This is a genomic window from Xanthomonas sp. LF02-5, from assembly GCF_034105325.1.
GTDB lineage: Bacteria > Pseudomonadota > Gammaproteobacteria > Xanthomonadales > Xanthomonadaceae > Xanthomonas_A > Xanthomonas_A sontii.
In genome coordinates this window covers 38,693-63,243 of the sequence record NZ_JAXGGF010000001.1, presented here as the reverse complement: position 1 = coordinate 63,243, position 24,551 = coordinate 38,693, and the positions used below count along the sequence as shown (strand labels likewise).

General features: G+C 70.2%; 25 protein-coding genes and 1 pseudogene. 5 read left to right on the top strand and 21 right to left on the bottom strand.

Annotation, left to right across the window (positions count from 1 at the left end; all coding sequences use genetic code 11):
- Positions 1–543: 543 nt before the first annotated feature.
- From SLW52_RS00320 to SLW52_RS00275, 10 genes are all read right to left on the bottom strand, one after another.
- Positions 544–1,671, bottom strand: coding sequence for an NAD(P)-dependent alcohol dehydrogenase (locus tag SLW52_RS00320; RefSeq protein WP_017913080.1), 1,128 nt, complete (start codon positions 1,669–1,671; stop codon positions 544–546).
- Between the two features lie 18 nt (positions 1,672–1,689).
- Entirely contained in the window at positions 1,690–3,153 is a 1,464-nt protein-coding gene (locus tag SLW52_RS00315; protein WP_320739688.1) for a benzaldehyde dehydrogenase, read from the bottom strand.
- A 32-nt stretch (positions 3,154–3,185) separates the two neighbouring features.
- Positions 3,186–4,148, bottom strand: coding sequence for an alpha/beta hydrolase (locus SLW52_RS00310; protein WP_017908782.1), 963 nt, complete (start codon positions 4,146–4,148; stop codon positions 3,186–3,188).
- Between the two features lie 109 nt (positions 4,149–4,257).
- Positions 4,258–5,031, bottom strand: a complete 774-nt coding sequence (locus tag SLW52_RS00305; RefSeq protein ID WP_152238512.1) for a 1,6-dihydroxycyclohexa-2,4-diene-1-carboxylate dehydrogenase — start codon at positions 5,029–5,031, stop codon at positions 4,258–4,260.
- Positions 5,028–6,059 carry a benzoate 1,2-dioxygenase electron transfer component BenC gene (gene benC, locus SLW52_RS00300; RefSeq protein WP_320739689.1) on the bottom strand — a complete coding sequence of 344 codons (1,032 nt, stop codon included), beginning with the start codon at positions 6,057–6,059 and terminating at the stop codon, positions 5,028–5,030. The genes SLW52_RS00305 and benC overlap by 4 nt, the downstream gene beginning before the upstream one ends.
- 26 nt (positions 6,060–6,085) lie before the next feature.
- Positions 6,086–6,574 carry a benzoate 1,2-dioxygenase small subunit gene (benB, locus tag SLW52_RS00295; RefSeq protein ID WP_017908779.1) on the bottom strand — a complete coding sequence of 163 codons (489 nt, stop codon included), beginning with the start codon at positions 6,572–6,574 and terminating at the stop codon, positions 6,086–6,088.
- Positions 6,571–7,926 carry a Rieske 2Fe-2S domain-containing protein gene (locus SLW52_RS00290; protein ID WP_320739690.1) on the bottom strand — a complete coding sequence of 452 codons (1,356 nt, stop codon included), beginning with the start codon at positions 7,924–7,926 and terminating at the stop codon, positions 6,571–6,573. Before SLW52_RS00290 ends, benB begins: the two co-directional genes overlap by 4 nt.
- Positions 7,927–8,012: 86 nt before the next feature.
- A complete protein-coding gene (gene catA, locus SLW52_RS00285) occupies positions 8,013–8,951 on the bottom strand; it encodes a catechol 1,2-dioxygenase (protein WP_320739691.1) in 939 nt (312 codons plus the stop codon).
- A gap of 81 nt (positions 8,952–9,032) precedes the next feature.
- Entirely contained in the window at positions 9,033–9,323 is a 291-nt protein-coding gene (catC, locus tag SLW52_RS00280) for a muconolactone Delta-isomerase (protein ID WP_170268170.1), read from the bottom strand.
- A gap of 2 nt (positions 9,324–9,325) precedes the next feature.
- The gene (locus SLW52_RS00275) at positions 9,326–10,495 is read right to left on the bottom strand and encodes a muconate/chloromuconate family cycloisomerase (protein ID WP_148828006.1); all 1,170 of its coding nucleotides are present in this window, start codon (positions 10,493–10,495) and stop codon (positions 9,326–9,328) included.
- A gap of 161 nt (positions 10,496–10,656) precedes the next feature.
- On the opposite strand from SLW52_RS00275, the gene SLW52_RS00270 reads away from it, so the two are divergent.
- Both SLW52_RS00270 and SLW52_RS00265 read left to right on the top strand, forming a co-directional pair.
- Positions 10,657–11,586, top strand: a complete 930-nt coding sequence (locus SLW52_RS00270) for a LysR family transcriptional regulator (protein ID WP_017908774.1) — start codon at positions 10,657–10,659, stop codon at positions 11,584–11,586.
- A gap of 89 nt (positions 11,587–11,675) precedes the next feature.
- Positions 11,676–12,245, top strand: a complete 570-nt coding sequence (locus tag SLW52_RS00265) for a DUF1415 domain-containing protein (protein ID WP_017908773.1) — start codon at positions 11,676–11,678, stop codon at positions 12,243–12,245.
- 82 nt (positions 12,246–12,327) lie between these two features.
- Here the strand turns inward: SLW52_RS00265 and SLW52_RS00260 are convergent, their stop codons facing one another.
- A complete protein-coding gene (locus SLW52_RS00260; protein ID WP_267114332.1) occupies positions 12,328–13,035 on the bottom strand; it encodes a pseudouridine synthase in 708 nt (235 codons plus the stop codon).
- A complete protein-coding gene (locus SLW52_RS00255; RefSeq protein ID WP_320739693.1) occupies positions 13,032–14,102 on the bottom strand; it encodes a methyltransferase in 1,071 nt (356 codons plus the stop codon). Before SLW52_RS00255 ends, SLW52_RS00260 begins: the two co-directional genes overlap by 4 nt.
- A 144-nt stretch (positions 14,103–14,246) precedes the next feature.
- Between SLW52_RS00255 and SLW52_RS00250 the strand changes: the two genes are divergently transcribed.
- Positions 14,247–14,510, top strand: a complete 264-nt coding sequence (locus SLW52_RS00250; RefSeq protein ID WP_017908770.1) for a hypothetical protein — start codon at positions 14,247–14,249, stop codon at positions 14,508–14,510.
- A gap of 476 nt (positions 14,511–14,986) precedes the next feature.
- Here the strand turns inward: SLW52_RS00250 and SLW52_RS00245 are convergent, their stop codons facing one another.
- From SLW52_RS00245 to SLW52_RS00225, 5 genes and pseudogenes are all read right to left on the bottom strand, one after another.
- Positions 14,987–16,321, bottom strand: a complete 1,335-nt coding sequence (locus tag SLW52_RS00245; RefSeq protein WP_193312602.1) for a sorbosone dehydrogenase family protein — start codon at positions 16,319–16,321, stop codon at positions 14,987–14,989.
- Positions 16,322–16,395: 74 nt separating this feature from the next.
- The gene (locus tag SLW52_RS00240; RefSeq protein ID WP_017908768.1) at positions 16,396–16,716 is read right to left on the bottom strand and encodes a DUF3247 family protein; all 321 of its coding nucleotides are present in this window, start codon (positions 16,714–16,716) and stop codon (positions 16,396–16,398) included.
- Between the two features lie 68 nt (positions 16,717–16,784).
- Positions 16,785–18,728, bottom strand: a pseudogene (locus tag SLW52_RS00235) (ATP-binding protein); the annotation flags it as partial.
- A 221-nt stretch (positions 18,729–18,949) separates the two neighbouring features.
- Complete coding sequence (locus SLW52_RS00230; RefSeq protein ID WP_148828011.1) at positions 18,950–19,198, bottom strand: hypothetical protein; 249 nt, start codon at positions 19,196–19,198, stop codon at positions 18,950–18,952.
- A gap of 19 nt (positions 19,199–19,217) precedes the next feature.
- A complete protein-coding gene (locus tag SLW52_RS00225; RefSeq protein WP_017914945.1) occupies positions 19,218–19,688 on the bottom strand; it encodes a hypothetical protein in 471 nt (156 codons plus the stop codon).
- 192 nt (positions 19,689–19,880) lie between these two features.
- Between SLW52_RS00225 and SLW52_RS00220 the strand changes: the two genes are divergently transcribed.
- Entirely contained in the window at positions 19,881–20,453 is a 573-nt protein-coding gene (locus SLW52_RS00220; RefSeq protein ID WP_150411046.1) for a DUF3016 domain-containing protein, read from the top strand.
- A 48-nt stretch (positions 20,454–20,501) separates the two neighbouring features.
- On the opposite strand, the gene alr is transcribed toward SLW52_RS00220, so the two are convergent.
- The gene (alr, locus tag SLW52_RS00215) at positions 20,502–21,575 is read right to left on the bottom strand and encodes an alanine racemase (protein ID WP_267092950.1); all 1,074 of its coding nucleotides are present in this window, start codon (positions 21,573–21,575) and stop codon (positions 20,502–20,504) included.
- Positions 21,554–22,861, bottom strand: coding sequence for a D-amino acid dehydrogenase (locus tag SLW52_RS00210; RefSeq protein WP_267085771.1), 1,308 nt, complete (start codon positions 22,859–22,861; stop codon positions 21,554–21,556). The genes alr and SLW52_RS00210 overlap by 22 nt, the downstream gene beginning before the upstream one ends.
- Before the next feature lie 136 nt (positions 22,862–22,997).
- Between SLW52_RS00210 and SLW52_RS00205 the strand changes: the two genes are divergently transcribed.
- Entirely contained in the window at positions 22,998–23,477 is a 480-nt protein-coding gene (locus tag SLW52_RS00205) for an Lrp/AsnC ligand binding domain-containing protein (protein ID WP_017908762.1), read from the top strand.
- A gap of 20 nt (positions 23,478–23,497) precedes the next feature.
- On the opposite strand, the gene SLW52_RS00200 is transcribed toward SLW52_RS00205, so the two are convergent.
- Both SLW52_RS00200 and SLW52_RS00195 read right to left on the bottom strand, forming a co-directional pair.
- On the bottom strand, positions 23,498–23,878 hold the full coding sequence (locus SLW52_RS00200) for a host attachment protein (RefSeq protein ID WP_152245217.1): 381 nt from the start codon (positions 23,876–23,878) through the stop codon (positions 23,498–23,500).
- Positions 23,879–24,000: 122 nt separating this feature from the next.
- Positions 24,001–24,447 carry a hypothetical protein gene (locus tag SLW52_RS00195; RefSeq protein ID WP_150411044.1) on the bottom strand — a complete coding sequence of 149 codons (447 nt, stop codon included), beginning with the start codon at positions 24,445–24,447 and terminating at the stop codon, positions 24,001–24,003.
- Positions 24,448–24,551 lie beyond the last annotated feature (104 nt).

The following is a 24,551-nucleotide window of genomic DNA, read 5'->3' as shown; positions in this document are numbered from 1 at the left end:
GCAACATGCGCGTTCGATGGCGTGCATGCCGACGCAGCGGCAGCGTCGCCGCAGGCGCACGCCCGCATCGCTTGCGCAAACGCCAACGCCTGGACGCGCACGCACACGCGCTCTGCGCCGCCTCGGCAAGGTTGCGCATGCCAGTGTCTGCATGCCACTGGACACCCCGCGCGCCGCAGCGCGCAGACAGCCACGCACGCGCAGCGCAGCGGCGCGCGGCGCGCGGCGCTACACGGCACGGGCTTCATCGGGCGGCGGCGCGCCGCCATCGCACGCGCGCTGCGGCGGTGCGGTCCGGCAACGCAAGGTGGGCAACGCAGACACCGCTCAGGCGCTGCACTGCGGCGCAGCCTGGCACGCGCGCCGGCCTCCCGCGTCTCGGCCGAGGCAGGCAGGATGCCGGCGAACGCGCACGGCGAGGGCCCGATCAAAAAAACGGCACCGGCATCGCCCACGGCAGCGTGTGGCGACGTCGGTGCCGAGGCAGGCGCGACGCCTGCTGCGGGGACACGCGCGACGGCAGCGCCGTCGCCAGCGCAAGGCTCAGCTGGCCATGCGCAGGATCGGCTTGAGGGTGATGCCGCTGCTGCTGTCGGCGGCGGCCTGGTTGATGTCGCTCAACGGATAGAACTTCACCAGCTTGTCGAACGGGAAGCGGCCCTGCTGGTACAGCGTCACCAGTTGCGGAATGAACACCTGCGGCACGCTGTCGCCCTCGACGATGCCGCGGATGCTGCGTCCGCCCAGCAGCAGGTTGTTGACGTCGAAACCGGCCATGGTGCCGAGCTTGGGTGCGCCGACCACGCCGATCGTGCCCAGGCTGGCCAACGCTTCGATGCCCGCCTCCAGCAACTGCGGACGCCCGGTGGATTCGAGCGCGAAGTCGGCGCCGCCGCCGGTGATCGCGCGCACCGCTTCCACCAGATCGCCTTCGCGGTTGTCGATCACGTGCGTGGCGCCCAGTTCCTTGGCCAGCGCCAGCCGCGACGGCACCACGTCCACGGCGATGATGCAGGCGGCGCCGGCCACGTGCGCGGCCATCACCGCGCTGAGTCCGACCGCACCGGCGCCGATCGCCACGAAGCTGCTGCCAGGACGCACCTTCAGCGCATTGATCACCGCGCCGGCTCCGGTCTGGATGCCGCAGCCCAGCGGGCCGAGCAGTTCCAGCGGCGCCTCGCGCGACACCCTGATCGCATTGTTCTCGCGCGCCAGCGCATAGGTGGCGAACGAGGACTGGGCGAAGAAGTGGTCGTGCAGCGGCTGCCCGTGCAGATCCTCGATGGCGGTATGGCCATGCGCGTCGGCACCGCCGAAGTTGCGCGGGAAGAACTCCTGGCAATACGCGGCATGCCCGCCATCGCAGGGATTGCAGTGGCCGCAGGCGCCATAGGTGAGCACCACGTGGTCGCCGACCTGCAGGCTCTTGACGTTGGGACCCAGCGCTTCGACCACGCCGGCGCCCTCATGGCCGAGCACCGCCGGCAGCGGCACCGGATAGTACTGATCGCGCACGATCAGGTCGGTGTGGCACAGGCCGGTGGCCACCACCCGCACCAGCACCTCGTCGTCCTGCGGCGCGCGGATGCGCGCCTGCTCGATGGTGAAGGGCTGTTGCGGCGCGTGCGCGACCGCCACGGTGATCTCGCGCTTATCGGTTGCTGCGTTCATCGCACTGTCTCCTGGGGTTCAAAGCGGATAGGCGGGCGCTGCGCCCTTGACGGTCAACCACTGCCACTGGGTGAACTCTTCCAGGTTCGCCGGGCCGCCGATGCTGCTGCCGTTGCCGGAGGCGCCGACGCCGCCGAACGGATTGACCACCTCGTCGTTGACGGTCTGGTCGTTGATGTGCAGCAGGCCGGTGCGCAACTGCTCGCCCAGCGCCATTGCGCGGCCGACGTCGGCCGACAGCACCGCCATCGACAGCCCGTACTCGGTGTCGTTGGCCAGGGCGACGGCCTCGGCATCGGTGTCGAACGGCACCACCACCGCCACCGGAGCGAAGATCTCCTCGCGGAAGGCCGGGTTGTCGGGGGTGACGTCGCTGAGCACGGTGGGCTCGAAGAACAGGTCGCGGTAGCCGCCGCCGGCGGCGACGGTGGCACCGGCCTCGCGCGCGGCCGCGACCAGGCGCGCGGCGTGATCGCGCTGGGTCGCATCGATCAACGGGCCGAGCGCGACCTCGCCGCTGGCCGGGTCGCCGACGCTCAGGCTCCTGGCCTTGGCCGCCAGCCGCTCGACGAACTGCGGGTAGAGTGCGCGCTGCACCAGCACGCGGCCGGCGGACATGCAGATCTGGCCCTGGTGCAGATACGCGCCCCAGGCGGTGTTGGCGATCGCCAGATCCAGGTCGGCATCGTCGAGCACGATCAGCGAGTTCTTGCCGCCCAGCTCCAGCGACACCTTCTTCAGATGACGGCTGGCCGCCTCGCCGACCTTGCGCCCGGCCGCGGTGGAACCGGTGAACTGGATCATCGCCACGTACGGATCGGCGGTCAGTGCGGCGCCGGCGCCGCCATCGCCGGGCAGCACGTGCAGCACGCCGGCCGGCAGGCCGGCCAGTTCGAACAGCCGCGCGATGACCGCGCCGCCGCAGATCGCGGTGCGCGGATCGGGCTTGAGCACCACCGCGTTGCCCAGCGCCAGCGCCGGCGCCACCGCGCGCATGGCCAGGTACAGCGGGAAATTGAACGGCGCGATGACGCCAACCACGCCCAGCGGACGGCGCCGCGCCAGACTCAGGCGCCCCGCCGCGGAGGGCAGCACCTCGCCGGCGCTGCGCGACGGCAGCGCCGCCGCTTCGTGCAGGGCGGTGGCGCACAGGGCCGCTTCGAAGCCGGCCTTGCCTTGGGTGGAACCGCTCTCGCGCACCAGCCAATCGGCGATCTCCTGCTGGAACCGCTCGGCCAGTTGCGCGGCCTGGCGCAGTACCTGCGCGCGTTGCGCATACGGCGCCGCGGCCCAGCCGCGTTGCGCCTGCGCAGCGGCGGCGGCCGAGACCGCGACCTGCGCCGGGCCAGCCAGGCCGACGCGGCCGAGCTGCTCTCCGCTGGCCGGCGCGATCGCCTCCGCGCTCTCGGTGGCGGCCTGCCACTGACCGGTGAAAAGCGCTCCGTGCCAGAAATCGTGCTGCAGCAAAAGCGTATCGTTCATGCGGGTGTTCTCCTGGGAATCGGGGTTGCCGGTCATGCCAGTCGCGCGCTCAGGAAGGCGGCGGCATGTTCGATGGCGCGCACGGCGGCCGGCAGCACGCCGGCCATTTCGACGAAGCCGTGCACCATGCCCGGCAGTTCGACGTACTCCACCGCCACCCCGGCCGTGCGCAGGGCATCGGCGTAGTGGCGGCCGTCGTCGCGCAGCACGTCGCAGGCGGCGGTGTAGATCAAGGCCGGTGGCAGTCCGCGCAGATCGGCCGCGCGCAGCGGCGACAGCCGGCTGTCGCTGGGGTCGTACTCGGCCACGAACGGCGCCGACATCGCCTGCATCACCGCCAGCGTCAGCGGCGGCACATGCGCGTTCTCGTGGCGCGCCGCAAAGTCCTGCGATGCCGGCGACAGATCCGTACTCGGATAGAACAGCGCCTGCGCGCGCAGCGCCACCGCACTGCCGCGCAACTGCTGACAGGCCACCGCCGCCAGACTGCCGCCGGCGCTGTCGCCGGCCACGGCCAGGCGGCCGGCATCCAGGCCCAGCTCGCCGGCATGCGCCGCCAGCCAGGCGATCGCCGCGACCACGTCCTGCGGGCCGGCCGGGGCCGGATGTTCCGGCGCCAGCCGGTAGTCCACCGCCACCACCGCGCACGCGGCCGCCTGCGCCAGGCGCCGGCAGACCGGATCGTGGGTGTCCAGATCGCCGGCACTCCAGCCGCCGCCGTGCAGATAGACGATGGCCGCGGTGGCCTGCGGCGCGCTGACCGGCCGATACAGGCGCAGCGGGATCGGACCGGCCGGCCCCGTGGCGGTCAGCGCACGGACCTCGGCCACCGGCAACGGCGTGCCGCCGAGCAGCGCGCCGATCTGACCGTAGGCCTGGCGCAGCTGCGGGATCGGCAGGGTCTCCAGCGGGGGCGCGCCGCTGGCGGCCATGCCTTGCAACACCGCCAGCACGTCCGGCGCCAGCCGCGAAGGGTCGAAGAGAGGGGACTGCATGGCGTTCGCTCCAGGAAAGGACAGAGGTGAGGACACGGGGGTCAGTGGGCGCCGCCGGTGCGCGGCGGCAGGCCGCGGCGACGCGCGCACGGCGGGCCGGGCGGGTGGATCATCCCTGGTCGCCGCCGCCCACCGGCAGCACCGTCCCGGTGATGTAGGAAGCCTCGTCCGAGGCCAGGAACAGGATCGCCGCGGCCTGCTCGTCGAGCGTGCCGTAGCGTTTCATCAGGCTCGATTCCACGGTCTGCGCGACGATCTGCTGATACCAGGCCTGCGCCTGCGCGCTCTGCGCATCGGCATTGCGCGGCACCCGCCGCGGCGGCGCCTCGGTACCGCCCGGGGCGACCGCGTTGACGCGGATGCCATGCGCGGCGTGCTCGAACGCCAGGCACGCGGTCAGCGCGTTGACCCCGCCCTTGGCCGCGCCGTACGGCACGCGATGGATGCTGCGGGTGGCGATGGAGGAGACGTTGACGATCGCCCCGCCACCCTGCGCGATCATGTACGGCAGCGCCGCGCGGCATCCCCACAGCGCCGGGAACAACGAGCGCCGCACCTCGGCCTCGATCTGCGCCGGGGTGTATTCCTGGTACGGCTGCGCCCAGATGGTGCCGCCGACGTTGTTCACCAGCACGTCGATGCGGCCCATCTGCGCCTGCGCGAACTGCATCGCCCGCGCGTTTTCCTCGTAGTGTTCCAGGTCGGCCACCAGCGTGGCGACTTCGGCCGGCGCCAGTGCCTGGGACAGTTCGGCGACATGGTCGGCGCGGTCCACCAGCACCAGCCGTGCGCCCTCGGCGGCGGCACGCTCGGCCACGCGCAGGCCGATGCCCTGCGCCGCGCCGGTAATCACCACCACCTTGCCGGCGAAACGCGCGCTCATGCGGCCCGTTCCTGCACCGGCGCCACGGCGCTGGGGGTGAACTTCTCGTAGTGGAAGGCGGCCGGAACCAGCCCGATGCCGGAAAAATGCGTGCGCACCGCTTCGACCATCGGCGGCGGTCCGCACAGGTACACGTCCACGTCGCCGCCGTGCAGGGCGTGCGCCGGCAGGTGCTCGGTGACGTAGCCGGTGCGCGGATGCGCCGCCGCCGGATCGACCACGCAGGTATCGAACGTGAACCAGTCGGCCTGCTCGGCCAGCGCCTGCAGGCGCTCCAGCAGCACCAGATCGGCGCCGCGGGTCACGCCGTACATCAGATGCACCGGATGCGCGCAGCCGCTGGCCTGCAATTGCGCCAGCATCGACAGGAACGGCGCCAGGCCGGTGCCGCCGGCCAGCAACAGCAGCGGCCGGGTGATCTCGCGCAGGTAGAAGCTGCCCAGCGGGCCGTTGAGGTCCAGGACCTGTCCCGGCGTGGCCGTGTCCAGGTAGGCGCTCATCAGGCCACCGGGGACGCGCCGGATGAGGAAGGTCAGCGTGGACGCGCCCGGCGCGGAACTGAAGGAATACGCGCGCAAATGGCCGCTGCCGGGCACGGCGATGTTGACGTACTGGCCGGGCAGGAAGGCCGGCGCCGGGCCGATCGTTTCCAGGGTCAGTTCCAGCGCGGCGTCGGCATGCGCGACCACCGCCGCCACCGTGGCCTGGAAGTGCACGCTCCCGGTCTTGCAGGCGAGCGAGGTCGCCGGCACCGCCACGGCGCAGTCCGACTGCGGCCGCATCTGGCAGGTCAGGACCATGCCGGCGGCGGCTTCATCGGCGCTGAGCGCGTCCTCGATGTAGTCCTCGCCCAGATCGTAGCGCCCACGTTCGGCGCGGCACTTGCAGGTGCCGCACACGCCGTCGGCGCAATCCATCGGCAGGTTGATGCGCTGGCGGAAGGCGGCGTCGAGCACCGTCTCGCCGTCGTTGCAGTCGATGAAGCGGGTGATGCCGTCTTCGAAATTCAGCGCGATGCGATAGGACATGGCGGTTGCTCGCAGGTACGTGCCGATCAGACGTGGTAGACGTCGACGACCTGGCGGATGTAATCGTTCTTCAGCACGATGGTCTTGCGCGCGATGCGCAGCGCGTCGTCCTGCCGGCGCAGGGTCAGCGTCACCGTGCCAAAGAACTGGTCGGTGACCTTGTAGCGATGGCTGAGCGTGTGGAAATTGTGCCGCACCTCGATGTCCTGCCCGTGCTCGGACAGCACCTCGATGTTGCTCAGGTTGTGGCTGGTGCGCGGCTCCGGCGTGGAGGCCCCGGAGCGCTCGGTCTTGATGCGGAACACGCGGTCTTCCAGCCCGGAGCGATCGGCGTAGTAGATCAGCGAGATCTGCGACTGCGGATCGTCGGTGAGGCGGTCGTCGTCGTCCCAGGCCGGCATCCAGTACACCGCGTCCTCGGCGTACAGGGTCAGCCACTCGTCCCACTGGCGGTCGTCGAGCAGGCGCGCCTCGCGGTACAGGAAGGCGCAGATGGTCTGGTAGTCGGTGCTCATGCCGTACCCTCGCGTTCGCGTGCGATCGCCTCGCGCATCGCCTCCGCCCAGTACGCGTGCTGGCGCACGAACAGGCCTTCGTCCTCGCTGCGCTCGCCCGACAGCAGCGGCGCCAGTCCCATCCGCCGCGCATTCTCGTCGGGGCCGTCGATCCACAACGGCGCGCCGCGGCTGAGATCGTTCCACGGCGCCGCGCCGGCGGCGTAGCCGGCCTGGCACGCGCGGAACTCCTCCAGGTCGTCGGCGGTGCCCATCCCCGAGACGTTGAAGAAATCCTCGTACTGGCGGATGCGCAGCGCACGGTCGCGCGCGCTTTCGCCCTTGGGCGCGAAGCAGAAGATGCTGACCTCGGTCTTGTCCACGTCCAGCGGCCTGACCACGCGGATCTGCGTGGAGAACTGGTCCATCAGGAACAGGTTCGGATACAGACACAGGTTGCGCGTCTGCTCGACGATGAACGCGGCGCGGTCGGCGCCCAGGCGCTGCGCCAGTTCCTCGCGCTGCGCGTACACCGGGCGCACTTCCGGGTTCATGGTCTTGGTCCACAGCAGGATGTGGCCGTTCTCGAAGCCGTACACGCCGGCGACGCTCTTGCTCCAGCTGCCGGCATCGACCGCCGGGGTGCCTTCCTGCTTGCGCCGGCTCATGGTGGCGGCGTAATTCCAGTGCACGGTGCTGACGTGGTAGCCGTCGCAGCCGTTCTCCATCTGCAGCTTCCAGTTGCCGTCGTAGACATAGGACGAGTTGCCGCGCAGCACTTCCAGCCCCTGCGGCGCCTGATCGACGATCTGGTCGATGATGATCCGGGTCTGCCCCAGGAACTCGTGCAGTGGCGCCACGTCCTCGCGCAGGCTGCCGAACAGGAAGCCGCGGTAGCTCTCGAAGCGCGGCACGCGCTTGAGATCGTGGCTGCCGTCCTGGCCGAACTGCGGCGGGTACTGGGTGGTCTTCTCGTCCTTGACCTTGAGCAGCTTGCCGGTATTGGAGAAGGTCCAGCCATGGAACGGACAGGTGAAGCTGCCCTTGTTGCCGTGCTTGCGCCGGCACAGCATCGCGCCGCGATGCGCGCAGGCGTTGATGACCGCGTGCAGTTCGCCGTGCTTGTCGCGGGTGATCACCACCGGCTGACGGCCGATGTAGGTGCTGTAGTAGTCGTTCGGCGCGGGGATCTGGCTCTCGTGCGCCAGATAGACCCAGTTGCTCTCGAAGATGTGCTTCATCTCCAGCTCGAACAGGTCGGCGTTGGTGAAGATGTCGCGGCGGCAGCGGAACCTGCCTTCGGCATGGTCGTCCTGCACGGCGCTGGCGAGCAGGTCGTCGAGCGCGGTCGCTTTGTCGATGACGGCGGACATGTGGCGTTGTCTCCTGGGGGAAGGCGGCGGCCGTGCGCGACGGCAGGCCGCCGCGACGACGACGGACGCGGTTGGCGCAGCAGACGCTAGGCGGCGGCGCGCCGGCGCAGCGGGTTGGCCTGGTTGTCGACGCCGTCGACAAGCTCGGTGAGACGGAAGTCGAAACGGATCTCGGCGAACGGGCCGTCCACGCCATTGGCGGCGATGCTGGCCGCGTCGCTGTGCTCGACGATCGCCGGCACCAGGCCGTCACGGGTGGCGTAGGCGAAGTCGTCGTTGACCAGCGGGTCGCCGGCGATGTTGATCTGCGTGGTCAGCTTGCGGTGGCCGTCGGCGCCGACGAAGAAGTGGATGTGCGCCGGACGCTGGCCATGGCGGCCGAGCGCGAACAGCAGGCGTTCGGTCGGGCTGCCCGGCGGCACGCCGTAGCCCTTGGGCACGATGCTCTGGAAACGGTACTGGCCGTTGTCGTCGGCGACGATGGTGCGGCGCATGTTGAACGGCGCCTGCTTGCCGGTGGGATCGAAGTGCGAATAGAAACCGCGCGTGTCGCAGTGCCACACCTCCACCGTGGCGCCGGGCAGCGGGCGGCCGTCGGCGGCGTACACGGTGCCGTGCATGATCAGGGTATGGCCGTTTTCGTCGCTGCCGTCGTCGAGCCGGGCGAAGCCGTGCGCCACAGGCGCACCGGCCACGTACAGCGGCCCTTCGATGGTGCGCGGGGTCGGATTGTCGATGCCCAGTTCGGCGTCGATGGCGTCCAGGCGCAGGTCCAGGAAGTGGTCAACGCCCAGCCCGGGCGAGATCAGCCCGGCCTGACCGGCCGCACCCAGGTCGTTGAGCCAGGCGACGGCGGTCCAGTATTCGTCGGGGGTGACGTTCAGGTCGTCGATGGCCTTGAACAGGTCCGACAACAACCGGTGCATGATCTGCTTCGCCCGTGCGTCGCCGCCGGCCTGGTCCAAACCGCAGACCGACCGCAGAAATGCCTGCACGTTCGCAGTCTCGAAAATCTTGACGCTCATCGTATGGTCCCTTCTTTGCTCATGGTGGCGTTGGCTGCCTTGAGACGTTCCCCTCCCCAGGGAAGCGTCGTTGCTTCGGTTCTAGCGATCGTCCTCGTACAGCGAGGACGGGTGCCGGCACAGCGGCGTGACGGCGATACGCATGTAGGGAAACAGCGGCAGCGACAGCAGCAGGGCGTGCAACTGGGTGTTGTCGGCCACGTCGAAGATGCTGACGTTGGCGTATTGCCCGACCACCCGCCAGATGTGCCGCCACTGGCCGCTGCGCTGCAGTTCCTGGAAACGCGCCTTTTCCTGCGCCTTGAGTTGCTCGGCGCGCTCGGGCGGCATGTCGCCGGGCAGGTTCACTTCCATGGTCACGTGGAACAGCATGGTCATGGCTCCTGGCTGGGCGCGACCGGCACCGCCACGCGGCGGCGGTCGCGACGGAAGGCATCCACCCGCGCCTCGTCCAGGGCGATGCCCAGGCCCGGCGCGCGCGGTACGTGCAGATGGAAATCCTCGTAGCGCAGCGGCTCGGCGAGGATCTCTTCGGTCAGCAGCAGCGGCCCGAACAGTTCGGTGCCCCACTGCAGATGGGGGAAGGTGGCGAAGACATGGGCCGAGGCGATGCTGCCGATCGCCCCTTCCAGCATCGTGCCGCCGTACAGGCCGATGCCGGCGGCATCGGCGATCGCGGCGACCTTCTGCGCGGCGAACAGGCCGCCGGATTGTTCGATCTTCACCGCGAACACGTCGGCGGCGCCCTGCTGGGCGGCCTGGAAGGCGCTGTCCGGGCCGTTGAGCATCTCATCGGCCATCAGCGCGATCGGGAAGCGCCGCATCAGCCGCCGCATCGCCGCCAGCGACGCCACCGGCTGTTCGACCAGTTCGCAGCCGGCGTCGGCCAGCGCCGGCAGCGCGCGCACCGCCTCGGTCTCGCTCCAGGCCATGTTGACGTCCACCCGCACCGCGCCGCGCGCCCCCAACGCGCGCTTGATCGCCGCCACGTGGGCCACGTCCTCGGCGACGCTGCGCGTGCCGATCTTCAGCTTGAACACGTTGTGCCGGCGCTCGGCGAGCATGCGTTCGGCCTCGGCGATGTCGCGTTCGGTGTCGCCGGAGGCCAGCGTCCACGCCACCGGCAGGCGATCGCGCAGGCGCCCGCCCAGCAGCTCGGACACCGGCAGGCCGAGCCGCTGGCCGTGGGCGTCGAGCAGCGCGGTCTCGATCGCGCACTTGGCGAAATGGTTGCCCTTGACCAGGCCGCCGATCCGCTGCATCAGCGCCTGCACCGCGCAGGCATCGGCCCCGACCAGCAGCGGCGCGATGTAGCGGTCGATCGTCAACTGCATGCCTTCCGGGCTCTCCGCGCCGTAGGCCAGACCGGCGATCGTGGTGCCCTCGCCCAGCCCGACCACGCCGTCGCTGCAATGCAGGCGCACCAGCATCAGGGTCTGCCCGCGCATCGTCGCCATCGACAGGCGATGCGGGCGGATCGTGGGCAGGTCGAGCAGCAGCGTCTCGACGCGTTCGACGGTGGCGGTGGTGGGGTGCGGTGACATGGCGCCGATTCTTGGCCCGGCACGGCACTGCCGTCCAAGACTGAATGCAGCACCATTTCATACCCTGAAGATATAGTATGGCGGGAAACCTAGACGTTCATGATTTGCTGCAGCACAGCATACTTTGAATGTCATGTAACTTTCCGCCACAGCGAGCGTCTATGGATCTGCGTCAACTCCGCTACTTCGTGGCCGTCGCCCGCGAACGCAACTTCACCCGTGCCGCAGAAATCCTGCATATCGCGCAACCGCCGCTGAGCCGGCAGATCCAGCAGATCGAACAGCAACTGGGCGTGCCGCTGCTGGTGCGGCGCAGCCGCCCGCTGCGTCTCACCGACGCCGGACGGCTGTTCTACGAGGAAGCGCTGCAGGTGCTGGGCCGGGTCGAGCAGATGACCGAGGCCGCGCGCCGGCTCGGCCGCAGCGAGCGCCGCGTGGCCTCGATCGGCTTCGTCGCCTCCACCCTGTACGGCGGTCTGCCCACGGTGGTGCGGCGCCTGCGCCAGGCGCGACCGGACCTGGAAGTGCGCCTGGTCGAGCTGATGTCCAGCCAGCAGGTGGAAGCGCTGAAGGAAGGCCGCATCGACCTGGGCTTCGGCCGCGTGCGCAGCAGCGACCAGCATGTCGAACGCCTGGTCCTGCGCGAGGAGCGCCTGGTCGCGGCGATCCCGATGGAACACCCACTGGCCGCGGAGGACGCGCCGCTGCCGCCGGCGGCGCTGGCCGGGCAACGGCTGCTGCTCTATCCCAGCCATCCGCGCCCCAGCTTCGCCGATCAGGTGCTGTCGCTGCTGCAGGATCACGGCGCGCATCCCAGCGAACTGCAGGAGGTGCGCGAGCTGCAGACCGCGCTGGGCCTGGTCGCGGCCGAGAGCGGGATCTGCCTGATCCCGGCCTCGGCGCGGTCGATGCGCAGCGACCTGCATTACCGCCTGATCGACGACGAACACGCCACCTCGCCGATCATCATGAGTTATCGCCGCAACGACGACTCCGGCCTGGTGGAACTGACCAAGCAACTGATCCGCGAGATGTATGCCGAGCATCCGCCGTGGCTGGACGTGTCCTACAACCGCTGGAACGCACCGTAACCCCGGCCACCGGCGCCTATCCGGCATACACTGGCCGCCGCGCGCGGCCCCGTGCCCACGCGCGCCGCCCCTTCGCCGCCGCCGACGCCATGCCTCCCACCTCGCTTGCCCCCGCCTCCGACGACCCGATCGCCCTGACCCGCCGATGGCTGGAGCGCGCGGTGATCGGGCTGAACCTGTGTCCGTTCGCCAAGGCGGTGTACGTCAAGCAGCAGGTGCGTTTCGTGCTCAGCGATGCGAGTACGCCCGAGGCACTGCTCGAACAGCTGGCCGAGGAACTGGTGCTGCTGCGCGACACCCCGGCCGAGCAGATCGACACCACGTTGATCGTGCATCCGGACGTGCTGCAGGACTTCCTGGATTACAACGACTTCCTCGACAACGCCGACGCCGCGGTCGAGGCGCTGGACCTGCAGGGCGTGCTGCAGGTCGCCAGTTTCCATCCGCAGTACCAGTTCGCCGGCACCGCACCGGACGATATCGGCAACTACACCAACCGCGCGCCCTACCCCACCCTGCACCTGCTGCGCGAGGACAGCGTGGAACGCGCAGTGGCCGCGTTCCCGGACGCGGACGTGATCGTCGAGCGCAATCTGCAGACCCTGGAGACGCTGGGGCTGGAGGGCTGGAAGCGGGCGGTTGGGGAGCGGGATTCGTGATTTGGGATTCGGGATTCGTAGAAGCGGGATTTGCGACGGTGCGTGGCGCCACGCGCTTTTGCCAATCCCCAATCCCGACTCCCTAATCCCGGCCCTCGAACAGCACCGCCACGTCCTCCGCCTCCAGCACCCGCCACTGCCCCGAGGGCAGATCGTCCAGGCCGAAGCCGCCGATGCGGCTGCGGTGCAGCGCGGCCACGTGGTTGCCGACGGCCGCGAACATGCGCCGCACCTGGTGGTAGCGGCCTTCGTGCAGGGCCACGCGCACCTGCCGCGGCCCCAGCGTCTCCAGTTGCACCGGCAGCAGCGGCGTGGTCTCGCCGTCGAGCATCAGCGTGCCGCTGGCGAACTGCGCGGCCTCGTCGCCGCGCAGGTCCTCGGCCAGGGTGGCCTCGTAGACCTTGGCCAGCCGCGCCTTGGGCGAGACGATGCGATGCAGCAGCGCACCGTCGTCGGTCATCAGCAGCAGACCGCTGGTGTCGCGGTCCAGCCGCCCCACCGTGGACAGCAGCGGCGAGCGCAGGCGGAAGCGCGGCGGCAGCAGATCGTAGACGATGCGCCCCGGATCCTTGGTCGAGCAGGTGTAGCCCACCGGCTTGTGCAGCGCCAGGATCAGCCCTGGCGGCGGGTCCAGCGGCTCGCCGTCGACCCGGATCGCCGCGTGCGGCACCTGGTCGTCGGCATACAGCACCTCGCCCTCGGCGTCGGTGATGCGGCCCTCGCGGAACATCAGCGCCACCTGCTTGCGGCTGCCGTAGCCCAGGTTGGCCAGGTGCTTGACCAGTTTCATCGGCGCGCTCCGGCACGGCTGCGCACCGCGTGGATCAGCTTGAAGCCGTCGCGGGTGGCGAGCACCTCGGTCTCCCCGAAACTGGCGTCGAGCACCGCCTCGTAGGGCAAATGCCGGTTGGCGACCAGGAACAGCCGCCCACCGGGCGCCAGCGCCTGCGCCGCCACCGCGATGAAGCGCCGGCCGATGTCCGGCCGCTCCATCCGCCCCGGCGCATGGAACGGCGGATTGCTGACGATGACGTCGTACTGCCCCGGCAGTCCGGTGGTCACGTCGTGCCAGTGGAAGCCCAGCGTCGGGCCGGCCGGTGCCTGCGCCAGATTCGCGCGCGCCAGCGCCAGCGCGCGCGCGTCGGCCTCGAACAGGTCCAGCGCGGTCAGTTGCGGGCAGCGCGCCAGCAGTTCGGCCGACAGGTAGCCGTAGCCGGCGCCGAGATCGGCGGCACGGCCGCGCAGGTCGGCGGGCAGGTGCTCGGCCAGCAGCGCCGAGGCCGGGTCGATGCGATCCCAGGCGAACACGCCCGGGCGGCTGCGGAAGCGACCGTCGAGAATCGGCCGCACCGCATCCAGCGTTGCCCAGCGCTGCTGCAGCGCGGCGTCGTGGCCGCCCTGCAGCGGCGCGGTCCAGTACACGCGGCAGTGGTGCTTGGTCAGCTTGCCGCCGAGTCCAGCCAATTGCTGCAGGTCGTCCTCGCCGGAGCGCGCGCCCTCGTTGTTGGCCTGGCAGGCCACCACCATGCCGCCCGGCGCGGCCAGCGCCACGGCGCGCGCCAGCAGCGCCCGCGCTTCCTCGCGCTGGCGCGGCGGCAGCACCAGCACCAGCGCGTAGCCGCCTGCGTCGGCGGCGCCGTCCTGCTCCGCACGCACCGTCCAGCCGCCCTGCTGCAGCGCGCTGGCGAACGGCCGGTAGTCCTGCTCGCAGACCATTTGCGGCGGCTGCGCGTGCTGGCGCAGCGCCCAGCCGTCGCGGGCGCGCAGGAACAGCACCTTGCCGGCAGGCCAGCGCAGCACGCCCTGGGCGAACGGCAGGAACAGGGTGTCGAGGGGGGCGTCTTGCGCAGCCGGCATCGGGCGTGAGTCATCGGAACAGGGACGCGCATTCTACCGGCAGTGCGCCGCGACCCCGGTTTTGCGCGAATCCAACGCATCATTGATGTTTCGGCAACATCGCCGCGCCTAGGCTGCAAGGCACCCAATGACCGGAGAGGCAGCATGCGCGCAGTGTTCATCGGCGGCGTCGTCGACAACAGCGAAGTGGACCTGGATGGCAGCCAGCCGCCGTTGCACTACCCGGAGAACACCGGCACCGGGCGTCCGCGCTACCGCCTGCACCAGCGCGGCGCACGCGACGACGGCAGCGTGGTGTATGCCGTCTATGCCGCCCCGGAACTGGGCGACACCGAAGTGGAGCGCGTCTTCAACGAACGCGGCTACGCCCGCCGCTTCGGTGTGGAGCCGGCGCCTGTGGAGCACTGACGCCGGGCTTTCGGCTCGGTCAATCAAACCTGCAGGAGCGGCGTCGGCCGCGACCAGGTCGTGCCAGGCGCATCCCGGTCGCGGCCGACGCCGCTCCTGCACGCGTTAGCAGAGATGGATTTGCCCTCGTGCCCACTCGCGCGATTTTCGATTGCAGCAAACAAGGCCGGCTTCCAGGAAGCGGCTGCGGTCGTGGTTTTCCTGTAAGACCCGTCGAGGCTGAAGCCGCTCCTATGGGTGCCTGCGCATGTTTTTCGAAGCACGCGGCCGCGCAATGAGATGCGCGCTGCAGCAGCCCTGGGGGCACGCGCCACACCTTCCGCGGTGGCCCTTTGCAGGAACGGCCTAAGCCGCGATCGGGCTCCACCATGAAGCCCACGTCGCAGCCATCAATCCCGCATCGCGACCATGAACCCCGCGCCGCGACCGAAGCCACCCCTACGATCGATGCGGAAACACGCGGCTAACCAGACCGCTCACTTCCCCGGCTTCGGCGTCACCCGCCACACCACATTGCCGACGTCGTCGGCGACCAGCAGCGCGCCCGGCTTGTCCACCGCCACGCCGACCGGGCGGCCCTGCGCGCGGCCCTCGGCGTCGAGGAAGCCGGTCAGCACGTCCTGCGGCTTGCCGCTGGGCTTGCCGTTGGCGAAAGGCACGTAGATCACCTTGTAGCCCGACGGCGGGTCGCGGTTCCAGGAGCCGTGCTGGCCGATGAAGGCGCCGCCGCGGTAGGGCTGCGGCAGCAGCGCACCCTCGTAGAAGGCCAGGCCCAGCGAGGCGGTATGCGCGCCCAGCGCGTAGTCCGGCTTGATCGCGCTGGCCACCATCTCCGGGTTCTGCGGCTGCACGCGCTCGTCCACGTGCTGGCCGTAGTAGCTGTACGGCCAGCCGTAGAAACCGCCCTCGCGCACCGAGGTCAGATAATCCGGCACCAGGTCGCTGCCGATCTCGTCGCGTTCGTTGACCACGGTCCACAGCGTGTCGGTGCCGGGCTGCCAGGCCAGGCCGACCGGATTGCGCAGGCCGCTGGCGAACACGCGGGTGGCGCCGCTGGCGGCGTCCACTTCCAGGATCGCGGCGCGGTTGAGCTCCTGCTCCATGCCGTTCTCGGCGACGTTGCTGTTGGAGCCGACGCCCACGTACAGCTTCTTGCCGTCGCGGCTGGCCAGCAGGCTCTTGGTCCAGTGGTGGTTGATGCCGCCGGGCAGGTTGGCGACGAAGCTGGGCGCGGCGGTGATCTGGGTGTCGCCGTCCTTGTACGGGAAGCTGACCAGGGCATCGGCATTGGCGATGTACAGGCGGTCGCCGACCAGGGCCATGCCGAACGGCGAATACAGGCCCTTGAGGAACTGCGTGCGCACTTCGGCGACGCCATCGCCGTCGGCGTCGCGCAGCAGGGTGATGCGGTTGGCGCTGGGCACGGCGGCGCCGGCCTTGGCCATCATCGCGCCCTGGATCTTGTCGCGCAGGCCGCTGCTCTCCTTTTCCGGTGCCGGCGGCTCGGCGGTCTCGGCGACCAGCACGTCGCCGTTGGGCAGCACGTACAGCCAGCGCGGATGGTCCAGGTCGCGGGCGAAGGCCTGCACCGCCAGGTCGGCGGCCGGCATCGGCGCGGCACCATCGGCCCAGCGCTTGACCTCGGCGACCTTGACCGTGGGGATCATGCGCTTGACTGGATCGGGCAACACCGGATCCGGCCCCATGCCCTCCTCGATGGAGTGCTTGGCGGTGTCGCCGCAGGCGGCGAGCAGGGCGGCACTGAGCGCACACAACACCCAACGGGCGCGAATCGGCGAAGACATGGCCATGTGTCTTGGATATCCGGGAACACGGGGGAACGCCGATGATGCACAGCCCCGACGCGAAAAAAGTGAAAGATGCGTCAAGAGGCGTCGCCGCGCGGATCGGTCTCCCAGGGCCGCGCCGGCAACTGACGCACGCTGCGGATTTCGTCCAGCCACAGGTAGCGGTGCCGGGCCGGATCGTCGAGGTCGTCGATGCGCACCTGCGCATTGCTGCCCTCGTTGCCATCGGCGTCGCGGAACTGCTGGATGCTGGGCCGGACCGACACGGTGCCGAAGCACACGCTGCCGTCGTGCAATTCGATGCGCACATGCGCCTGCCCGGGCAGTTGCAGGATCAACGCTTCCAGCGCCTGGATCTGCGCCTGGTCGGTGTGGATACGCTCGGCAAACTGGGTCATCGGCGGACTCCTGAGGGGGAACCGCAGCACCCTAACGCCGGCCGCGTGAGCCGGCGGGCAAGACCGCGCTAACGCTGCCGCGCGAAGCGCACCGCCGAGACCAGCTGCGCCACGCTGTACGGCTTGGCCAGGTGTTCCTGGAAGCCGGACTGCAGCGCGCGCTGGCGATCGTCGGCACGCGCCAGCGCAGTCACCGCGACCGCCGGCAGTTCGTCCGCGCCCAGGCCCATGTTCTCGCGCACGGTGCGGATCAGCCCGTAGCCATCCATGCCCGGCATGCCGATGTCGGTGACCATCACGTCGATCGCCGCATGGCCGCCGCCGTCGAGCACCTCCAGCGCCTCGCTGGCCGAGCCCACCGCGACCACCTCCGCGCCCTGCTCCTCGAGCAGGCGCCGCAGGTAGTCGAGCATGTCCGGCTGGTCCTCCACCGCCAACAGGCGCACGCCCTTGAGCGAATACGCCTCGACCACCTGTTCGGCCATCGCGAACGCGCGCACTTCGCGCAGCGGGCGCGAGCCCGGCGCATCGCGGTGCAGCGGCAGGCGCACGGTGAAGACCGAGCCGCAGCCGCGACCTTCGCTGGCCGCACTGATCTGGCCGCCATGCATTTCCACCAGTTGCTGCACGATCGCCAGGCCCAGGCCGAGGCCGCCGTGCAGGCGCGTGGTGGTGCTGTCGGCCTGGCGGAAGCGCCCGAACAGATGCGGCAGGAACTCCGGCGGAATGCCGTCGCCGGAATCGCGCACCGCCACGCTGACGTGCTCGCCATCGTCGTCGAGCGCGATCGCCAGGGCGATGCGCCCGTGCGCGGGCGTGAACTTGATCGCGTTGGACAACAGATTCCAGAACACCTGCTGCAGGCGCGTGGCGTCGCCCAGCACCATGCACGGCTGCGAAGGCGCCTGCAGGGTCAGCGCCTGGTCCTTGCCTTCGGCCACCGGCTCCTGCGCGCGCATCGCCTCGCGCACCTGTTCGGCCAGGTCCAGCGCCTCCACTTCCAACTGCACCTTGCCCAGCAGCATGCTGCTGAGATCGAGCATGTCCGAGATCAGCCGCTGCTGCGCGCGCGCGCTGCTGGCGATCACCGACAGGCCCTTGCTGCTCGGGTCGCCCGGCGGCAGCCGCTGCAGCAGCAGGTCGCTCCAGCCGAGGATGGTGGTGAGCGGCGTGCGCAGTTCGTGCGACAGCGTCGCCAGGAATTCGTCCTTCAGCCGTGCCATGCTCTCGGCGGCGTTGCGTGCGCTGCGCTCGGATTCCAGCAGTTGCTCGCGCGCCAGTTCGATGTCGCGGCGTTCGGTGACGTCCGGACTGCTGCCGGCCAGGCCGATGAACTGGCCCTCGGCGGAATAGCGCGGCACCGCGGTCATTTCCACCCAGCGCCACTCGCCATCGTGGCGGCGCGCGCGCACCAGCGCGCGCAGGTTGCGCTGGTCGTGCAGCGCGTTGCGCAATTCGTAGGCGAACACGCCCACGTCTTCCGGATGCAGCACGTCGCCCCAACCCGGGCGCGCAGCATCGGTGTCCAGATCGATGCCGAAGAATTCGGCATAGGCGGTGTTGGTGAAGCGCATTTCGCCCTGGGCGTCCAGCACCCACACCGGCATCGGCAGGCCCTCTGCCAGCGCGCTGAAGCGCGCCTCGCTCTCGGCCAGGTCGCGCTCCATCCGCTTGCGCTCGGTGATGTCGAGGAACTGCACGGCGACCTGGCGCAGTTCCGGCGCGCCGACGCGGAACGAATCCACTGCCCACCAGCGGTCCAGCGCAGTCGCGAAGTTCTCGAACTTGTCCGGACGACCTGTCAACGCGACGGCGCCGTAGCGCTGGAACCAGTGCTCCTCGTGGGTCGGCGAGATCTCGCGCATGCGCCGCCCGACCACGTCGCGCAGGCCGGTCTCGCGCTCGAAGGCCGGATTGACCTGCAGGAACACGTAATCGACCGCGCGCTCGCCCTCGAACAGCATCTGGATCACGCAGAAGCCGGAATCGATCTTGTCGAAGATCTCGCGGTACTGCAGGTCCGTCGCCTGCGCGAACGAGGAAGCGGTGGAGTCTGGACTGGCATGCATGACGGACTAGCTCTGGAAGCGGCCTACGGCAACGGATGAAGACGGTGCCCGGCATACGCGGCGCAACGACGATGCGCCAGGAGCGGCAAGGCGTAAACCCCCATCTTGTTAAGCCACTCCGCCGCCGTCAAGCCAGCGCCTGTGCTGCGCCTGCCCGAACGATGTCACCAGAAGAACGCGATCACCAGCACGATGCCCAGCAACGACAGGCCGATGCCGGCGAGCACCATCCACTGGGTGAGGCGCGCGCTGCGCAAGGCCTGCTCTTCCAGCCAACGCTCGGCTTCCTCGCGCCACGGCGGCGGCGAAGAGGATTCCAGCAACTGCTGCACGCGTGCCGGCCCCAGCTGCCGGCATTGCCGGCGGCATTCTTCGGGAACCACGGATCGCTCGGGTGCGCTGACGACGGACATGACAACGTTCCTGAATTGCTCAGCCGAGCGTGAAACGAGGCGCGTCGCCGGCGAGTTCGTGCTCCACCGCCATCCGCGCCAGGCGGGTGTAGTTGGCGCGCGGGCCGGCACCGCGGCCGACAATCAGGCCCAGGTACTCCAGGCCGGTCCACACCCGCGCCTTCCACTCCACGCCGTCTTCGGCCAGCACCAGGGTCAGCGTGTAGCGGAAGCTCTGCCCCTGCGGGCTGCGGTAGTGGTAGCTGGGCGGGAACTGCACGGCCACGTCCTGCGCCTCGCCGAGCGAGACCAGGTAGCGCCGCAGCAGATGGCGCACGTCGTCGCCGGGGTTGAGGCGCAACTGCCGCGCCGCCTCGTCCAGGTTGGCCTGGTGCTCGACGAACGCGGCCGCACCGCTGGCCGGGCTGTGCCCATGGCGCTTGGCCCAGTCGATGAACTGCAGGCGCACATCGCTGCCGGTGTGGGCCTGGTGGAACAGCGGCGTCTTCATGCGATCCCCGTCGTGCTCGAGTGGCGGCCATGCTCGCGCGCGCGCCGTGAAGCAGGCGGCGAGGCGATGTGAGCCGCCCGTCACGCCGGAGCGGATGAATCGGCGGCCAACGGTCGTCGCCGCACGCCTCGCCGCGATTGCGGGCACGCCGGCACAGGCACACACTGGACGCACGCCTCCTGGAGATCCGCCATGAAGATCCGCTATGCCTGGACGGCGCTGGCGCTTGCCTGCCTGTGGGCGGGCGGCGCCTCCGCCGAGATCCGCAACGTCACCGACCCGCAAGCGCCGCGCAGCCTCGTCAGCGACGGCCCGGTGCAGGTGAGCTGGGCCGACCCGTCCACCTTCAGCGAACTGCGGCAGAGCCGCAACCGCTGGGAAGCCGAACGCGGCGACTGGGTGCAGGACCTGGCCGCCTACCTGCAGAAGCAGGCCGCCAAGCAACTGCAGCCCGGGCAGCGCCTGGACATCAAGCTGACCGACATCAAGCGCGCCGGCGACTTCGAGCCGTGGCACGGCCCGAACTGGAACGACGTGCGGGTGATGCGCGACCTGTACCCGCCGCGGATCAGCCTCGACTTCACCCTGTACGGCGCCGACGGCCAAGTGATCGCGCAGGGCCAGCCGAAACTGATGGACCCCAGCTATCTGTACAACAGCTCGGTCGGCCTGAGCACCGATCCGCTGCGCTACGAAAAGCGCATGCTCGACGACTGGCTGCGCCGCCAGTTCCGCAACAAGGACAGCGCAGTCGCCGAGCGCTGAGGCCGCACGCGCGGCGCCGGTATCGCGCCGGCGCCGTCAGCCATTGGCTTACGCGTCGAGATAGACGCGCGGCGCGCGCTTGAGGCCGCACAGCAAGCGGTAGGCGCTGGAACTGCAGCGCCCGGCCAGCGCGTCGATGCGCGGCTGTTCGCCCCACAACTGCACCTCGCTGCCGAGCCCGGCCTGCGGGTGGTCGGTCAGGTCCACGGTCAGCATGTCCATCGACACGCGCCCGATCAGTGCGCCGGGCGCGCCGTCGATCAGCACCGGGGTGCCGTTGGGCGCGAACTGCGGATAGCCGTCGGCATAACCGATCGCCACCACGCCGACCCGGGTCGGACGCGCCGCGACGAAGCGCGCGCCGTAGCCGACCGGCTCGCCCGGCGCGATAGTGCGCACGGAGATGATCCTGGACTGCAGGGTCATCACCGGACGCAGTTCGCCGGGCAGCGCGGCCGCGGCGGCGAACGGGTCGGCGCCGTACAGCATCAGTCCCGGCCGTCCCCAGTCGTTGCGCAGCTCCGGCCAGCCGAGCAAGGCTGGCGAGTTGCACAGGCTGGTCTCGCCGGCCAGGCCGGCGGTGGCCTGACGGAACACCTCCACCTGCTCGCGGGTGCGCGCGCTATCGAGTTCGTCGGCGCGGGCGAAGTGGCTCATCAGCACCAGCCGCTCGACCTGCGGCAGCGCGCTCAGGCGCGCGTGCGCGGCGCGGAATTCCTCCGGCGCCAGGCCCAGCCGGTGCATGCCGCTGTCCAGCTTCAGCCACAGGCACAGCGGCTGCGGTGCGGCGAAGGCGGCGATCGCCTCCACCTGCCAGGGCGAGGCCACCGCGCACCACAGCCGGTGTTCGGCGACCAGCGGCAGTTCGTCGGCGTCGAAGATGCCTTCCAGCAGCAGGATCGGCGCGGCGATGCCGGCCTGGCGCAATTCCAGCGCCTCCTCGATGCAGGCCACCGCGAAGCCGTCGGCCTCGCCGTCCAGCGCGCGCGCGCAGGCCACCGCGCCGTGCCCGTAGGCATCGGCCTTGACCACCGCCAGCGCCTTGCCGCCGCTCAGCCGGCGGGCCAGGCGGTAGTTGTGGCGCAGCGCGTCGAGATCGATCAATGCACGGGCTGGGCGCACGCGACGGCCTCGGCGACGGACGCGGCGGAACCGCGGGAATAACGGAAGATGTCCAGGCCCTCGCCGCTGATCTGCGGCTGCCGCGAGACCATCAGGTCGGCCAGGTAGCGGCCCGAGCCGCAGGCCATGGTCCAGCCCAGCGTGCCGTGGCCGGTGTTGAGGAACAGGTTGCGGTAGCCGGTGGCGCCGACCACCGGCGTGCCGTCCGGGGTGGCCGGGCGCAGCCCGGTCCAGAACTCGGCCGCGGCCAGGTCGCCGCCGCGCGGGTACAGGTCGTTGACCACCTTCTCCAGCGTGGCGCGGCGCCGTGCCGGCCGCGACAGGTCGAAACCGGCCAGTTCGGCCATGCCGCCGACGCGGATGCGCGCGTCGAAGCGCGTGATCGCCACCTTGTAGCTCTCGTCGAGGATGGTGGAGGTGGGCGCCAGCGCCGCGTCGCGGATCGGCAGGGTCAGCGAGTAGCCCTTCAGCGGGTACACCGGCAGGCGGATGCCCAGCGGCGCCAGCAGGCCCGGCGAATAGCTGCCCAGCGCGACCACGTAGCGGTCGGCGCGCTCCACCCGCCCGCCGATGCGCACGCCATCGATGCGGTCGCCATCGGCCTGCAGCGCCTCGATGGTCTCGCCCTGGCGGAACTGCACGCCGGCCGCGGCGGCCATCGCGGCCAGGCGCTGGGTGAACAGGCGGCAGTCGCCGGTCTGGTCGTTGGGCAGGCGCAGCGCGCCGACCAGGCCGGCCGGTGCGTTGGCCAGGGCCGGCTCGACCCGGGCGATGCCGGCACGGTCCAGCAGCTCGTAGGGCACGCCGTACTCGCGCAGCACCTCGATGTCCTTGGCCGCACCGTCCAGTTGCTGCTGGGTGCGGAACAACTGGGTGGTCCCGAGCTGGCGGCCTTCGTAGGCGATGCCGGTCTCGGCACGCAGCTGGTCCAGGCAGTCGCGGCTGTACTCGGACAGGCGCACCATCCGCGCCTTGTTGATCGCATAGCGCTCGGCGGTGCAGTTGCGCAGCATCTGCGCCAGCCACAGGTACTGCTGCAGATCGGCGGTCGGGGTGATCGCCAGCGGCGCATGGCGCTGGAACAGCCATTTCAGCGCCTTCAGCGGCACCCCGGGCGCCGCCCACGGCGAGGCGTAGCCGGGCGAGACCTGGCCGGCATTGGCATAACTGGTCTCCAGCCCGGCCGCCGGCTGGCGGTCGACCACCGTCACCTCGCAGCCGCTGCGGGCCAGATACCACGCCGTGGCCGTGCCGATCACACCGCTGCCGAGAACCAGAACCCGCATGCGCCTACTCCGTTCGGATCAATTCCCTGGCTGGATGGCGCCAGGGCAGAAGTTCGGTGCAGTATAGGCAGCAGAACCCAGGATTTTCCCCTGACTTCTGCCGACCCGGCAGGCCAAACCCCTGAGACCGCCCCGCATGGCCGCACGCCTCCGCGAACTGGACAAGATCGACCGCAAGATCCTGCGCATCCTGCAGCAGGAAGGGCGCATCTCCTTCACCGAACTGGGCGAGCGGGTGGGCCTGTCCACCACCCCGTGCACCGAGCGGGTGCGCCGGCTGGAACGCGACGGCGCCATCACCGGCTATTACGCGCGGCTGGACCCGCACTATCTCAAGGCCAGCCTGCTGGTGTTCGTGGAGATCAGCCTGGCCTACAAGTCCGGCGACATCTTCGAGGAGTTCCGCCGCGCCGCGCTGAAGCTGCCCAACGTGCTCGAGTGCCACCTGGTCTCGGGCGACTTCGATTACCTGCTCAAGGCCCGCATCAGCGAGATGGCGTCCTACCGCAAGCTGCTGGGCAGCACCCTGCTGACCCTGCCGCATGTGCGCGAGTCCAAGAGCTACATCGTGATGGAAGAAGTGAAGGAAACGCTCAGCCTGCCGATCGCCGACTGAGCGTTCCGCGCGAGGGCGGGTCAGGAGACCAGCAGCTTCTCGAGGTCGTCGCGCGAGGAATTGGCGTGGTTCTTGGCCAGTTCGGCCACCACCCGCTTCTGGACCTCCTTGTGCAGCAGCGGCCGCAACTGCCCCAGCGTGTGCGGGTCGGCGACCAGCATCAGGTGCTCGACATCGCCGCGCAACGCATCCTGGTACAGGCGCTCGGCGATCTGGCGCACGAACCCGGCTTCATCCATGGTCATCGGCCGGTCGCCATCCTCCACGCCCTCGATCGGCGTCGGGTTCAGCACTTCGGTCTGCTCCAGCAGCGCGGTCTCGCCGGCCAGGTTGACCCGGAACAGGCGCGCAGCGGTGCGGTCGGCGACGACGATCAGGGTGTTGTCGGGAAGCTTGCTCATCGGTTCTCCTGCGAAAACATGGCGCCGCGGCAGACGCGGCCGGTCCGTCAGTCTAGGAACCGATTTGTGAGGATGGCGGCCACGCGGCGTTCGCCGCGCGTTCGCCGCCGGGGCGCAGGCGCTCAGTCCTGGATGCGGACCCCGTCGCCGCTGGGCACGGTGTCGTAGTAACGGCCGGTGCGGGTATCCAGCGCGCGGTTCGGCCCCACCTGCATCGCCCCGGGCACCAGCTGGCCGCGGCGGTCGTAGAGGCGGACCGGGCGGCGTGCGGACGGGTCGGCGAGCGCGGCGGCCGGTACCGCCGGACTGGCCGGGCGCGTGTGCCGGGCCTTTCCTTGCGGCCGGTCGTCCAGGCTGGAGGGCACCGGCGCGGCCTTGGGAGCGGTCGTCGAGGCAGGTGGACGCTCGTCGAGACGGCTGGCCACCGAGGGCGCCGGCGGCGGCGCGGACTGCAGGGTGTTGGCGTCGCGATTGCCGGCCGGTGCGCCGGGGACCGGCTGGAGACTCTGCGCGGCGGCAAGCGCCGGCACGAGCAGGGCGATGGCAACGCAGGGCAGCAGGCGCTTCACGGTGGCTCCATCGACGGGCCGCAAGAGAGCGCTCCACGCTAGCGCATCGCCAACTCGGCGTCGACGCGGCGCGGCGCGCTTGATCCACCCCGTACAGCCCTCAT